Raw genomic sequence first — 13,115 nt, 5'->3', positions numbered from 1 at the left:
TTATTCGTATTCATCCCACCCATCTAACTGCCGACTTTCATGCAGCATTTCCCGTTGGAAAATATCTTCCAGTTCACGGCGGGCCTCTTTAACTCGAGAGATCTGCGCCACATCGCCGTGATGCTGTGGCACCAATTCACGTAGCATACGCATATCGAGACGGCGAAAATGTTGTTGCGCCCGATAGGCTTGGTGAGGATGCATCCCCAAGCCCAATAGGGTTTTGCGGCCCAACTCCAGCGCACTGGAAAATGTCTCGCGGGTGAAGTCTTTGACGCCGTTTTGCAGCAGTTCATGGGCTTCAACACGCCCTCTGGCACGGGCCAAAATGTGCAAGTTCGGAAAGTGCTGCTGACACAAATGCACTAGCGTCATGGTGTCTTCCGGCTCATTACAGGTGATCACGATGGCTTTGGCTTTCTCCGCTCCAGCGGCACGTAACAGCTCTAGCTCGGTAGCATCACCATAGTACACTTTGTAGCCATATTTGCGCATCACACTGACGGCACTGACATCGCGCTCCAGCACGGTAATCCGCATTTTATTCGCCATCAGCAAGCGGCCAATCACCTGACCAAATCGCCCGAAGCCAACAATAATCACCTGCGGATCATTGTCCTCAACAAATGGCTTCTCGTCGCTCTCTTCCTGCGCATTGTAACGGCGGGCTAAAATGCGGTCGATAAGCTGCATCAAGAGTGGCGTGGTCATCATTGACAGTGTAACCACCACCAGCAACAAGGCCAGTTGCTCCGCATTAAAAACGTGCTGAGAGAAGGCCGCAGAGAACAAGACAAAGGCGAACTCACCGCCCTGACTGAGCACCCCGGCAAATTGTAGCCGCACCGAGCGGCGCAAACCGAAGGTCCGTGCCAGGCCATACAGCACCGCGCCTTTGATAAACACCAGCGCCAGAACGCCCAATAATACATCCAGCAGGTGGGTGAACAGCACACCAAGATTCAACGCCATGCCAACAGAGATGAAGAATAAGCCAAGCAGCAGCCCTTTAAAGGGTTCGATGGCAATTTCCAGTTCGTGCTGGAATTCACTTTCCGCTAGTAATATTCCGGCGATAAATGTTCCAAGAGCCATTGATAGACCCAGCGCATCCATAAATAGGGCGGAGCCTAGCACCACCAGTAGCGCGGCGGCGGTGAAAACTTCCCGCACGCCGGAGGCCACAATGTAGCGGAACAGGGGGCGCAGCAGATAGCGGCCACCAATCAACATGCCGGCAAAGGCCGCGACTTTGATGCCAATCTTGACCCAGTCATTAGCCTCACCGCCGCTACCGGCCAGAATAGGGATCAGCGCCAATGCGGGGATAACCGCCATATCCTGAAACAGCAAAACCGAGAAGCCGAGTTGCCCGCCCTCATTGCGGTTCATGCCCTTTTCGCGCATCAGTTGCAGTGCCATCGCCGTCGAGGACATCGCCAAACCGATGCCGCCGATCACCGCCGCCTGCCAGGCGAATTGGGTGAAATAGAGCAGTGCCCCCAACACGCTGGCTGTTATCACCACCTGACCCGCCCCGACACCAAAAATCGAGCGCCGCAGTTGCCAGAGCTTGGCCGGATTCAACTCCAAACCAATGATAAACATCAGGAAGACGACACCCAGCTCGGAAAAGTGCAAAATTTCGTCAACATCACGAATAAAGCCCAAACCCCACGGGCCGATGGCAATACCGGCTATCAGGTAGCCCAATACCGCGCCGATCCCCAGCCGCTGGGCAATAGGCACCGCCACCACGGCGGCAAAGAGAAAGAGTAAAATGGCAGTCAGTAGCGCCGAACCTTCCATATATCAGTGCCCCCCTGTGGGCAACGGTGACTGCAACCACTGCGCATAAGCTTGCGCATGGCTGGCTAAAACTTCCGGCTTTTGACGCCGCGCCCAGTAAATAATCATCGGGTTCATCCAATGCATATGACACATAGCTGCCGTCAATTCGAAGGGGCGCAGAATCTCCTCCATCGGATAGCGGTTATAGCCACCCACCCGATAAGCGCCCTCCGGCTCACCGGTGGTGATCACTGAGCGCCAGTATTTACCGGTCAGGGCATGTCCGCCGACGCCATTGGCAAAGCCACGCGCCAGCACGCGATCCAGCCACTCCTTCAGCAGCGCCGGACAGCTGTAGGTATAAAGGGGGTGCTGAAAGACGATAATTTGATGCTCACGCAGCAGCTCTTGCTCATGGTGAATATCAATAAAGAAATCCGGATAATGTGCATAGAGATCGTGCACGGTGACATGCTCTAACTGCTGCACCGGTTGCAGTAAAACCCGGTTAGCGACCGAGTCCTGTGATTCCGGATGGGCATACAGCAGCAAAACCTTCGGTGGCTGCGACATCATTCCCCTCCAAAGCGTCGTCAGGGTCCGGTTTTTCCGTTACCATGCTTCGCAAAGACAAAAAAGACTAAGATTTGTACCCGGAGTCATTGGCGTTGTCAGTCGGCAACCTCAAAAACTTAAGGGGATATAATTTAACATATACCCAAAATAATTCGAGTTGCAGGAAGGCGGCAAGCGAGAAAATCCCGATGAGCTTACTCAAGTAAGTGATTCGGGTGAGTGAGCGCAGCCAACACACATGCAGCTTGAAGTATGACGGGTAAACTCTAAACATACGGCACTCTATGATTGTTTTTTCTTCGCTTCAAATTCGACGTGGTACTCGCGTCTTGCTGGACAACGCTACAGCAACGATTAACCCCGGCCAAAAAGTCGGCTTAGTCGGCAAAAACGGTTGTGGTAAATCCACCCTGCTGGCGCTGCTCAAAGGCGAACTGAGCGCCGATGGCGGCAATGCCACTTTTCCTACCAACTGGGCACTGGCCTGGGTTAATCAGGAGACCCCGGCACTGGATATTCCGGCGATAGAGTATGTTATCGACGGCGACCGTGAATATCGTCAATTGGAGGCTGAACTGCAGGCCGCCAATGAAAAAAATGATGGTCATGCCATTGCCACCGTACACGGCAAGCTCGACGCCATCCATGCCTGGACTATTCAGTCCCGCGCCGCCAGTTTGCTCAATGGGTTAGGCTTCTCCCAAGACCAGTTACAGCAACCGGTGCGCTCCTTCTCCGGCGGCTGGCGTATGCGCCTTAACCTGGCACAGGCGCTGCTTTGCCGCTCTGATCTGCTGCTGCTAGATGAACCGACCAACCACTTGGATTTGGATGCGGTTATCTGGCTGGAAAAATGGCTGAAAAACTACACCGGAACACTGGTGCTTATCTCCCATGACCGTGATTTCCTTGATCCTATTATTGATAAGATTTTACACATTGAACAGCAGACGCTGAATGAATATACCGGTAACTATTCATCCTTCGAACGCCAGCGCGCTACCAAACTGTCGCAACAGCAATCGATGTATCAGCATCAGCAAGAAAAAGTCGCGCATTTACAAAGCTATATCGACCGTTTCCGCGCGCAAGCGACGAAAGCCAAGCAGGCCCAGAGCCGCATTAAAATGCTTGAGCGCATGGAGCTAATCGCCCCTGCCCACGTCGATAACCCATTCCACTTCAGCTTCCGCACGCCAGAGAGCTTGCCCGACCCTCTGCTGCGGATGGAAAAGGTCAGCGCGGGCTACGGCGATAAAACCATTTTGCAATCCATCAAGCTGAACCTGGTGCCCGGCTCACGTATCGGCCTGTTGGGGCGCAACGGCGCGGGTAAATCCACCCTAATTAAGCTGTTGGCAGGCACGCTGGAACCACAGAGCGGCGAGATTGGCCTGTCCAAAGGCATCAAACTGGGTTACTTCGCCCAGCATCAACTTGAATTCTTACGCGCAGATGAATCTCCGCTACAACATATGAGTCGTTTGGCTCCCAAAGAGTCAGAACAGCAACTGCGTGACTACCTCGGTGGCTACGGTTTTCAGGGCGATCAGGTGACTGACCCCACCGCCCGCTTCTCTGGTGGTGAAAAGGCGCGACTGGTATTGGCGCTGATTATCTGGCAGCGCCCTAACCTGCTGCTGCTGGATGAACCGACCAACCACCTTGACCTTGATATGCGGCAGGCCCTGACCGAGGCGCTGATTGATTTCGAGGGCGCATTGGTGGTGGTCTCCCATGACCGTCATTTGCTGCGCTCCACCACCGATGACCTCTATCTGGTACACGATGGTAAAGTGGAGCAGTTCGACGGCGATCTGGAGGATTACCAGCAGTTTCTGGTGGATGTGCAGCGCCAGCAGAGCCAGCAGGAGAATCCAGCCAAGGAGCTTTCGGGCAACAGCGCCCAGCAGCGTAAAGATCAAAAACGCCGCGATGCTGAGTTCCGTAGCCAGACCCAGCCGCTGCGTAAGCAGATTATGACGCTGGAAAAACAGATGGATAAGCTGACAACCGAGTTAGCCGCCATTGAAGAGCAACTGGCTGATTCGGCTCTGTATGATATGGCCCGCAAGGCGGATTTGACCCAATGCCTACAGCAGCAGATTCAGGTGAAGTCCAAGCTGGAAGAGACCGAAATGCAGTGGCTGGATGCGCAGGAGCAACTGGAAGATATCACCAAGCAATTTGAGGCGGAGTAATCAGCATGACGCCAATTGAAGTCAGTATCATTGTTCCGGTTTATAACTGTGAAACTTATCTCGCCGAGTTGCTGGATTCATTGAGAAGCCAAGTAGGCGTTTCATTTGAAATCATCGCCGTGAATGATGGTTCGACGGACAGCAGCCCAGAGATGCTCGCTGACACTGCCCGCAATGAGAGCCGGCTAGTGATTATCAATCAGGCGAATCAAGGTCTGTCGGCTGCCCGCAACGCGGGTATCGCGCGGGCTACAGGGCAGTGGATCGCCTTTGTCGATGGCGACGACTGGCTCGCGCCCAATGCGCTACAGCGCTGGTTAACCCAAGCCAAAGAGCAGTCGCTGGATTTACTCATTGGCAACGGTTATCGATTCACCACCGATCCTGCGGTACAAACCGCAGCGCCGTTGCTGCATAAACAGCCGTGGGGCGAGGTGTTGGACGGCCAGCAGTGGATCATGCGCAGTGTTGAGCAGGATGAGTGGCCACACTTTGCCTGGTTGCAACTTATTCGCCGCGAGGTGATCATCGAGAATCAGCTGGCCTTTATCCGCGACATGGTGCATGAGGATATTTTGTGGACCACCCAACTGGCGCGGGTTGCCCGGCGCGTCGGGTTCTGCCAGCAGCCGTTTTACGGCTATCGCACTAATCCGGAATCCATCACCAACTCGCCATCGCCACAAGCATTGCAGCGCCGCGCGAATAGCTACCTTGATATCATTCACGGGCTGGTTGAGATTGCAGCCAATAGCCCACCGGCGTTACGCAAAACGCTACTGCGCCATGCCAACCGCGAGAGTGGCCATCTGCTGGGGCTGATACGCAAGAAGATAACTGACCCCACTGCGCGCCGTCTGTTAGCAAAACGCTTTTTCGCCCTCGGCTTACCCGCCGCGCTGTTCCGTGGCAGCAGCACCTTCAGCGAGTTTTGGCGGGCTTTACGCTGCAATCTGACCCTGGGTTTTTACACCAAAAAGTAGCGCGTTAAGGCCGGAATACTGGCTTATCGCCTAAAATCGTCGCGCGGTGCATCACCCGCCGCTGCGGCAGATAATCGGCATTGGCATAGTGCTGGGTGACGCGGTTATCCCAGATCGCCACGTCATCCTGCTGCCAGCGCCAGCGCACTTGAAACTCCGGTTTGGTGGCATGAGCAAACAGGAGACGCAATATCGCGTCGCTCTCTTTCGCGCTCAGATCAACAATTCGCGTGGTGAATCCCTCATTGACGAACAGTGCCTGACGCCCGGTCACCGGATGAGTTCGCACCACCGGATGCAACAGCGGCGGATTCCTCTCTTTAGCCAGTAACCAGCGCTGATGCTCCTCCGGCGTCCCACGGTTTTTGTGCTCAGGGAAGGAGTGGGCAAAATCGTGCTCGGCCCGCAATCCCGCTAAAAGCTGCTTGAATGGCGCAGAGAGCGCGTCATAAGCCGCCACTCCGCTGCTCCACAAGGTATCACCGCCTGTGGCGGGAAGTTGCTTAGCGGCTAAAATCGCCCCCAGAGGCGGATGGTCGATAAAGGTCACGTCAGTGTGCCAGTTATCATTGTCCGGCGGATTGTTGTCGTGGGTATCCAGCACGATAATCTCTTCGCACTCTTTGGTGTGTGGATAGACCGGATGGATATGTAGATCACCAAAACGCCCGGCCAGCTCACGCTGCTGCAAGGGCGTAATCGGCTGATTGCGGAAAAATAGCACCTGATGCTTGAGCAGCGCATGATAAAGCTGCTCAAACTGGCCGTCGCCCAGCGGGCGGGCAATATTAATATTCTCAACCAACGCGCCAATATGCGGCCCTAAAGGGGTCACCACCAAACGTTCATTCATTGCTGTGCTCCATACCAAGGTGTTAACCGGCGTTGAATCGCCCGCAAACTTAACTCCATCCCAAAAGCGATAATGGCAATCACGCTGATACCGGCAATCACCACGTCGGTGGCGAGAAACTCACCGGCAGATTGCACCATAAAGCCCAATCCGCGCGTGGCGGCGATTAACTCCGCAGCCACCAAGGTTGACCAACCGACACCCAACCCAATGCGGATGCCGGTTAAGATCTCCGGTAGTGCACTCGGCAGCACCACAAAACGTAAAATCTGCCAGCGGCTGGCCCCCAATGCCTGGGCGGCTCTGACACGCACCTCAGCCACACTGCGCACTCCCGCCACCGCAGCCAAGGTCACTGGGGCAAATATCGCCAGATAGATCAGCAGGATTTTTGAGGTTTCGCCGATACCAAACCAGATAACCATCAGCGGCAAATAGGCTAACGGCGGCACCGGGCGATAGATTTCGATCAGCGGGTCCAGTACCGCGCGCACCCGGCGGCTGAGGCCCATCGCGATACCGGTCGGCACGCCGAGCGCCACGGCGGCGAATAGTGCAATTAAAATGCGCCCCAAACTGGCGGCCAGATGCTGCCATAAGGTGGCATCCATAAATCCCTGTGGGCTGGCAATCACCAATAATTGATGCAATACCTGCTGCGGCGCGGGTAAAAACAGCGGGCTAATCAGCTGTAACGCCGTCACCAGCCACCATAGCGCCACCACAGTAATCACCGTGCCAATGCTGAGCCACAAACCATTCACCGCCGACCAACGGCGGCGCGGCTTAGTGACCAGCGGCGCATCGGGGGCCGACGAATGAGGTAACGCGCTGTCAGGTAATGCACTGCCGCGTAATGCAGTGTCGCGTAAAGTACTGTCGCGTAAAGTCCCGTGTAGACTCATACCAGCGCCTCCCGCTGTTGGAAGACTCTGCCCAGCACGTATTCACGGCGGGCGATAAATTCAGGATCAGATTTGATGCTGCGGCAAGGTTCGCCGTCGCCGTAGCGCTGACCAAAGTTCAAAGATAGCCGCTCGACCACCTGTCCCGGCCCCGGTGACAACAGCAACAGCTCACTGGCCAGAAACACCGCCTCTTCGATATCGTGGGTAATCAGCAGGATCTGTTTGCCAGTATCGCGCCAAATCGTCAGTAGCAGCTCCTGCATCTGCTCGCGGGTAAAGGCATCCAGTGCACCGAAGGGTTCATCCAGCAGTAATAAGCGCGGATCGACTGCCAGTGCGCGGGCAATCCCCACCCGTTGGCGCATACCACCAGACAGCTGCCAAATGTGGTGATGCTCAAAACCCGCCAATCCAACGCGGTTAAGCATTTTCAGCGCCGTGGCCCGCCGCTGTGAGCGGCTTAGCCCCGCCAGTTGCAGGCCAAACTCCACATTGCTGACCACATCACGCCACGGCAGTAAACCCTCATGCTGGAACACCACTCCCCGCTCGGCACTCGGGCCGTGAACCGGTTTGTCATCCAGAGTGATGCTGCCAGCTGAAGGCTCCATAAACCCGGCAATCAAATTCAGTAATGTGGTTTTGCCGCAGCCCGATGGCCCCAATACCACGACCAGCTGGCCCGATGCGATCTGTAGCGACACATCCTGTAAGGCAGGTTTGCCCTGATATTCGGCCCACAGGCCGCGCACGTTTAGCATGATGACTCCTAAGACTGCGGCGTGGCCTGAACTTCTTTCACAAAGCGGTCAGTGACGAAATCACGGTAATCACTCGCCACTTGCGGGATCTTGCCTTGCTGCTTGAGGAAGGCGGCGGTGTCGCGAATAGCCTGATCCACTGGCTGGCCGAGCTGGGTTATCTGGTCAGCTACCGGCAGATAAGTGTTGCCCTGCACCAACTCCGGCACTTGATCCGTCGATACACCACTTAAGCGCGCCAGCTGGCTGAGATTTTGCTGGTTTTTGAGCCACTGCTCCGGCTGCGCCAGATAGGCCCCTTGGGCGGCTAAGGCAGTGCGGGCAAAGGCGGTCACCACTTCAGGATGGGCTTGAGCAAAGTCTTTGCGCACCACCCAGACATCCAGTGTTGGCGCACCCCATTGGCCCACTTGGGCGGAATCAGTTAGCACAGTACCGGTTTTCGCGAGTTCATTAACGGCAGGTGCCCAAACATAAGCGCCATCAATATCCCCGCGCTGCCAAGCCGCCGCAATGGCGGGAGGCTGCAAGTTGAGGATAGTGACCTGATCCGGCTTGATGCCCCAATGTTTCAGGGCCGCCAGCAGGCTGTAGTGGGTGGTGGAGATGAAAGGCACAGCAATGCGTTTGCCAATTAAATCTTGTGGCGTTTTGATCTCTTTTTTCACCACCAGCGCTTCCGAGCTACCCAGTTGTGAGGCTAGCAGGAAGACCTCAATCGGCACATTTTGACTGGCAGCCACTGCCAGCGGGCTGGAGCCGATATTACCAATCTGTACATCACCGGAGGCCAGCGCCCTGACGACACTAGAGCCGCTATCAAACTTGCGCCAATCGACATTAGCCCCGGATAGCCTGGCAAAACTGTTATCCGCCTGAGCAACTTTGGCCGGCTCAGCCGAGGTTTGGTAGGCGACCGTGACATCAACTGCATGGGCAGTGGTTGCCAGCAGTGACAGGGCCAGAAATGCGCCAGTGGGCCGTAAGAAACCGCGAATTACGGTGGTAAGATGTGCAGTAGAAAAGGTTATCGCCATTGGTTGACTCCGCTCAGTTAACTCTCTTATTCGCTGTTGTTGCGACCCGAAGCGCACCCGGCGCTGTGAGATGACAGTGTTACCTGAAGGAGTTGACAGACAAAAGGAATAAAAAAATATTCTTTATTCCTTTTAGTGATAATTGGGTGGTGCAGGAGCGCCTATGGCGCTCACTTAGAGAGCGATGTTACCACTGATAAAAATATGGGAATCTCCGGCAATCAGGGTGCGATCACCCGCTAACGTGCAGAATAACTCACCGCCTCGTGCTGATATCTGGCGGGCATGTAGTGACGCCCTGCCCAATCGGGCCACCCAGTAGGGCATCAAGGTGCAATGGGCGGAGCCGGTCACCGGATCTTCATTGCTGCTAAGGGTAAAGTAGCGCGAGACAAAATCCACCTCATCACCGGGCGCGGTGACAATCACACCACGGCCGGTATAGGCAATCAGCGCGGCAATATCGGGCTGTAACTGCCGCAGCTGTTGCTCTTTTTCCAGCACCACTAGCAGAGATTTTGCCTGCCACAACTGCTGAATATCAGCACCGATCAGGGCTTGCAGTGCTGCCGGGATCGCGATTTGCTCAGGGGGCAATGCGGGGAAATTCAGTGCCAAGCGGCCAAAGTTATCGGCATCACGCGTGACATACAGATCACCGCTGGCGCTCCGAAAGCAGATATCATGCAGGCCGGGATTTACCATGCTAAATATCACGTGTGCCGCAGCCAGGGTGCCGTGACCACATAAATCCACCTCACGCTCTGGCGTAAACCAGCGGATCGCCGATTTATCCCCCTCATCCCAGACAAAACTGGTCTCGGGCAGATTAATCTCAGCGGCGATACGTTGCATCTGCTCAGCAGAGAGCGGTTTTTTCAGCAAATAGACACCTGCAGGGTTACCGGAAAGTCCCGCGCCGACAAATGCATCAACATGATAATAGTTACAGGCCATCAATTAGCTCCAGTGATTGATCAATGCCAAATCAGCGCTCGATCAATGCCAAATCAACAGTACACAGGCTGCCGTCAGTAAGCCCATTGAGATATTAAAGGTAAACCAGGCGCGACGGCTGCGCAGTAAGCGGCCAATCAAAGTGCCAAAACCGAGCCAAATAATGCCCGCCACCAGATTCACCATAAACATACCCAAGCTAATCATGACGATAGAGTGGTTATAGGCCGCGCCAGCTAGGCTGAAGCTGGCGACTGAGCCTAATCCCATCAGCCAGGCTTTTGGATTGAGGAACTGCAATAACCAGCCTTGATACAAACGCAGCGGCTTTGGCGGCACGACATTGGTTTCTAACTTTTCATAGGCGGAAGTGGCAATTTTCCATGCCAGCCACAGCAGATAGAGGCTACCCAATATTTTCAGCATCAGGTGGATGGAGGGGTAGATCAAAATCAGGCCGCCGACACCAAAAGCCACCAGCAGCAACATGCTCTGCATACCTAACATAATGCCTAACATCAGCCAGATAGAGCGCATAAAACCAAAATTGGCCCCCGCAGAGGTGAGCAACATATTATTCGGGCCAGGGGTAATAGCAGCAACCCAGAGAAAACCTACCATTGAAAGAAATAAACTCAGTTCCATGAGACGGGTGCCTCCCACCCAAAAATGATGCGCGATATACCCATGAAGCTAACAGTGTGCTATTGATCACACAAGAGCAACAACATGATTTCCATTCACTATATGCATGAATTATTTCGTCCGCTGGCCGGAGCCAGTAACCCACATCTACAAACGCTGCTGCCCCGGTTGGTCAGGCGTCATGTGCAGTTGCAGCCTTTTTGGCAGCGGCTGGAGTTGCCCGATGGCGATTTTGTCGATCTGGCCTGGAGTGAAAATCCCGAACTGGCGCGGCATAAGCCCCGTGTGGTGCTGTTCCATGGGCTGGAGGGGAACTTCTACAGCCCCTATGCCCATGGCTTGCTGCGCGCCTGGCAGGCCGAAGGCTGGCTGGGAGTGGTGATGCATTTCCGTGGATGCAGTGGGGAGCCGAATCGCAAGACTCGCATTTATCACTCCGGTGAAACAGAAGATGCGCGCTTCTTTCTGCGCTGGCTGCGGGAGACCTATGGTCAGGCACCCACCGCGGCGGTAGGAGTCTCATTAGGCGGCAACATGCTGGCGATCTATCTGGCAGAACAAGGGCAGTTGGCGGAGCAAGGAGAGGAGAGTCTGCTGCAAGCGGCGGTGGTAGTTTCAGCCCCGCTGATGCTGGAGCCTTGTGCCAACCGCATGGAGCAAGGTTTTTCGCGGGTCTATCAGCACTATTTACTGGGGCAACTAAAGTTAAACGCCACCCGTAAGCTGTTACGTTACCCCGGTAGTCTGCCGCTGGGGCTGCCGCAATTGAAAGCATTGCGGCGAGTCAGAGATTTCGATGAAGTAATCACCGCTAAAATTCATGGCTTTAATGATGCGCTAGACTATTATCGCCGTTGCAGTGCTCTGCCGCTATTGCCGCAGATTAAGATCCCACTGCTGATCATTCATGCCAAAGATGACCCCTTTATGACGGCGGAAGTCATTCCCAATATCAATACACTGCCGGGCAATATTGATTATCAGTTAACCGAGCACGGCGGCCACGTCGGTTTTGTCGGCGGCTCCTTGAAACACCCAAAAATGTGGCTGGAGCAACGTATTCCCGCCTGGCTCACCCCCTATCTGGAGCAACATTCATGATCATTCCCTGGCAGCAGATCGACGGTGAAACGCTGGATAATCTGCTGGAAACCTTTGTGCTGCGTGAAGGTACAGATTACGGCGAACATGAGCGCTCATTAGCGCAAAAAGTCGAGGATGTCCGCCGTCAGCTGCTGAGCGGTGACGCGGTTTTAGTCTGGTCTGAGTTACACGAAACCATCAATATCATGCCGCGAGGCTCTTTCCGCGCCGACGCCGAAGAGCAGCCGTAATCTTCACCGTCTCACAAAGAGATTTGATGAAAATCAAGGTGACAAGCCGGAGACTTTGCCCTAAAAATAACCTTTACCGATAAGATGAACAGGCAAATGCCGCCCGGCCACTGAGGATCTCACCCCATGGAGTTACCGCTAATATGTCAACTAAACATCCGGTTATAGCCGTTACCGGCTCAAGTGGCGCAGGGACTACCACCACCAGTCTGGCGTTTCGTAAAATTTTTCAGCAGTTGAATATTCGCGCGGCGCAAATTGAAGGTGACAGCTTCCATCGCTATACCCGCCCTGAAATGGATGCCGCCATCCGTAAGGCGCGGGATCAAGGTCGGCATATCAGCTACTTTGGCCCTGAAGCCAATGATTTTGGTCAGTTGGAGCAAAGTGCAGCGGAATATGGCAAGCACGGCACTGGGCGCTCACGTAAGTACTTACACACCTATGATGAAGCGGTGCCTTATAACCAGATCCCGGGAACCTTCACGCCATGGGAGCCACTGCCAGAACCCACCGATGTGCTGTTTTATGAGGGGCTACACGGCGGCGTCGTGACCGAGCATCATGATGTGGCGAAGTACGTGGATCTATTGGTGGGCGTGGTGCCTATCGTCAATCTGGAGTGGATTCAAAAGCTGGTGCGCGATACTGGCGAGCGCGGTCACTCACGTGAAGCGGTGATGGATTCTGTCGTGCGATCAATGGACGACTACATTAACTACATTACGCCACAGTTCTCGCGCACCCATATTAACTTCCAGCGCGTGCCGACTGTCGATACCTCCAACCCTTTTGCGGCTAAAGCCATTCCGTCGCTGGATGAAAGTTTTGTTGTCATTCATTTTCGAGGTTTGGACCAGATCGACTTCCCCTACTTGCTGGCAATGTTGCAAGGGTCATTTATCTCTAATATCAATACATTGGTGGTGCCGGGTGGAAAGATGGGGCTGGCAATGGAGCTGATTATGGCCCCGTTAGTGCAGCAACTACTGGAGGGCAAGACGATCGGCTAATCTCCTTCGTTTCTGGCGTTGCGATGATGCTGGCTGCAACACCAGGAACGTTGAAC

The 13,115-nt window shown here is 54.6% G+C and carries 13 protein-coding genes; 5 read left to right on the top strand and 8 right to left on the bottom strand.

What is annotated here, in order from left to right; all coding sequences use genetic code 11:
* Nucleotides 1–1,809, bottom strand: a complete 1,809-nt coding sequence (gene kefB / locus FFE93_RS00995) for a glutathione-regulated potassium-efflux system protein KefB (protein ID WP_005271763.1) — start codon at nt 1,807–1,809, stop codon at nt 1–3.
* Nucleotides 1,810–1,812: 3 nt separating this feature from the next.
* Entirely contained in the window at nt 1,813–2,364 is a 552-nt protein-coding gene (gene kefG / locus FFE93_RS00990) for a glutathione-regulated potassium-efflux system ancillary protein KefG (RefSeq protein ID WP_032896785.1), read from the bottom strand.
* 287 nt (nt 2,365–2,651) lie between these two features.
* Between kefG and FFE93_RS00985 the strand changes: the two genes are divergently transcribed.
* Together FFE93_RS00985 and FFE93_RS00980 are read left to right on the top strand one after the other, a co-directional pair.
* Nucleotides 2,652–4,568, top strand: coding sequence for an ABC transporter ATP-binding protein (locus tag FFE93_RS00985; RefSeq protein ID WP_005271756.1), 1,917 nt, complete (start codon nt 2,652–2,654; stop codon nt 4,566–4,568).
* A gap of 5 nt (nt 4,569–4,573) precedes the next feature.
* Nucleotides 4,574–5,551, top strand: a complete 978-nt coding sequence (locus FFE93_RS00980) for a glycosyltransferase (protein ID WP_057648354.1) — start codon at nt 4,574–4,576, stop codon at nt 5,549–5,551.
* A gap of 4 nt (nt 5,552–5,555) precedes the next feature.
* Here the strand turns inward: FFE93_RS00980 and tauD are convergent, their stop codons facing one another.
* From tauD to FFE93_RS00950, 6 genes are all read right to left on the bottom strand, one after another.
* Nucleotides 5,556–6,404, bottom strand: coding sequence for a taurine dioxygenase (gene tauD / locus FFE93_RS00975; RefSeq protein ID WP_032896783.1), 849 nt, complete (start codon nt 6,402–6,404; stop codon nt 5,556–5,558).
* Complete coding sequence (tauC, locus tag FFE93_RS00970; RefSeq protein WP_049601289.1) at nt 6,401–7,309, bottom strand: taurine ABC transporter permease TauC; 909 nt, start codon at nt 7,307–7,309, stop codon at nt 6,401–6,403. The genes tauD and tauC overlap by 4 nt, the downstream gene beginning before the upstream one ends.
* Complete coding sequence (gene tauB / locus FFE93_RS00965) at nt 7,306–8,073, bottom strand: taurine ABC transporter ATP-binding subunit (protein ID WP_005271750.1); 768 nt, start codon at nt 8,071–8,073, stop codon at nt 7,306–7,308. Before tauB ends, tauC begins: the two co-directional genes overlap by 4 nt.
* 8 nt (nt 8,074–8,081) lie before the next feature.
* Complete coding sequence (gene tauA / locus FFE93_RS00960) at nt 8,082–9,110, bottom strand: taurine ABC transporter substrate-binding protein (RefSeq protein ID WP_186367686.1); 1,029 nt, start codon at nt 9,108–9,110, stop codon at nt 8,082–8,084.
* A gap of 174 nt (nt 9,111–9,284) precedes the next feature.
* Nucleotides 9,285–10,067 (bottom strand): PhzF family phenazine biosynthesis protein, encoded by a 783-nt coding sequence (locus FFE93_RS00955; protein ID WP_005271748.1) that lies wholly within the window; start codon nt 10,065–10,067, stop codon nt 9,285–9,287.
* A 42-nt stretch (nt 10,068–10,109) separates the two neighbouring features.
* Nucleotides 10,110–10,712, bottom strand: a complete 603-nt coding sequence (locus FFE93_RS00950; protein ID WP_032896779.1) for a LysE family translocator — start codon at nt 10,710–10,712, stop codon at nt 10,110–10,112.
* A 102-nt stretch (nt 10,713–10,814) separates the two neighbouring features.
* Here FFE93_RS00950 and FFE93_RS00945 point away from each other — a divergent pair, with 102 nt between their 5' ends.
* The 3 genes from FFE93_RS00945 (at nt 10,815) to FFE93_RS00935 (ending at nt 13,059) form a co-directional block, all read left to right on the top strand.
* A complete protein-coding gene (locus FFE93_RS00945) occupies nt 10,815–11,813 on the top strand; it encodes a hydrolase (RefSeq protein ID WP_032896819.1) in 999 nt (332 codons plus the stop codon).
* Nucleotides 11,810–12,046 carry a YheU family protein gene (locus FFE93_RS00940; protein ID WP_032896777.1) on the top strand — a complete coding sequence of 79 codons (237 nt, stop codon included), beginning with the start codon at nt 11,810–11,812 and terminating at the stop codon, nt 12,044–12,046. Before FFE93_RS00945 ends, FFE93_RS00940 begins: the two co-directional genes overlap by 4 nt.
* A 143-nt stretch (nt 12,047–12,189) precedes the next feature.
* Nucleotides 12,190–13,059, top strand: a complete 870-nt coding sequence (locus FFE93_RS00935; protein ID WP_005271743.1) for a phosphoribulokinase — start codon at nt 12,190–12,192, stop codon at nt 13,057–13,059.
* The last annotated feature ends 56 nt before the right edge of the window (nt 13,060–13,115 follow it).

The sequence above is a fragment of the Yersinia sp. KBS0713 genome, assembly GCF_005937895.2.
Classification (GTDB): domain Bacteria; phylum Pseudomonadota; class Gammaproteobacteria; order Enterobacterales; family Enterobacteriaceae; genus Yersinia; species Yersinia bercovieri.
Note: the sequence above shows the minus strand (reverse complement) of the source record. Positions and strands in the feature narration are given on the sequence as shown.

Excerpts from the sequence above, each read along its gene's own strand:
- kefB (WP_005271763.1), bottom strand. The coding sequence starts at position 1,809 with ATGGAAGGTTCGGCGCTACTGACTGCCATTTTACTCTTTCTCTTTGCC.
- kefG (WP_032896785.1), bottom strand. The coding sequence starts at position 2,364 with ATGTCGCAGCCACCGAAGGTTTTGCTGCTGTATGCCCATCCGGAATCA.
- FFE93_RS00985 (WP_005271756.1), top strand. The coding sequence starts at position 2,652 with ATGATTGTTTTTTCTTCGCTTCAAATTCGACGTGGTACTCGCGTCTTG.
- FFE93_RS00980 (WP_057648354.1), top strand. The coding sequence starts at position 4,574 with ATGACGCCAATTGAAGTCAGTATCATTGTTCCGGTTTATAACTGTGAA.
- tauD (WP_032896783.1), bottom strand. The coding sequence starts at position 6,404 with ATGAATGAACGTTTGGTGGTGACCCCTTTAGGGCCGCATATTGGCGCG.
- tauC (WP_049601289.1), bottom strand. The coding sequence starts at position 7,309 with ATGAGTCTACACGGGACTTTACGCGACAGTACTTTACGCGACACTGCA.
- tauB (WP_005271750.1), bottom strand. The coding sequence starts at position 8,073 with ATGCTAAACGTGCGCGGCCTGTGGGCCGAATATCAGGGCAAACCTGCC.
- tauA (WP_186367686.1), bottom strand. The coding sequence starts at position 9,110 with ATGGCGATAACCTTTTCTACTGCACATCTTACCACCGTAATTCGCGGT.
- FFE93_RS00955 (WP_005271748.1), bottom strand. The coding sequence starts at position 10,067 with ATGGCCTGTAACTATTATCATGTTGATGCATTTGTCGGCGCGGGACTT.
- FFE93_RS00950 (WP_032896779.1), bottom strand. The coding sequence starts at position 10,712 with ATGGAACTGAGTTTATTTCTTTCAATGGTAGGTTTTCTCTGGGTTGCT.
- FFE93_RS00945 (WP_032896819.1), top strand. The coding sequence starts at position 10,815 with ATGCATGAATTATTTCGTCCGCTGGCCGGAGCCAGTAACCCACATCTA.
- FFE93_RS00940 (WP_032896777.1), top strand. The coding sequence starts at position 11,810 with ATGATCATTCCCTGGCAGCAGATCGACGGTGAAACGCTGGATAATCTG.
- FFE93_RS00935 (WP_005271743.1), top strand. The coding sequence starts at position 12,190 with ATGTCAACTAAACATCCGGTTATAGCCGTTACCGGCTCAAGTGGCGCA.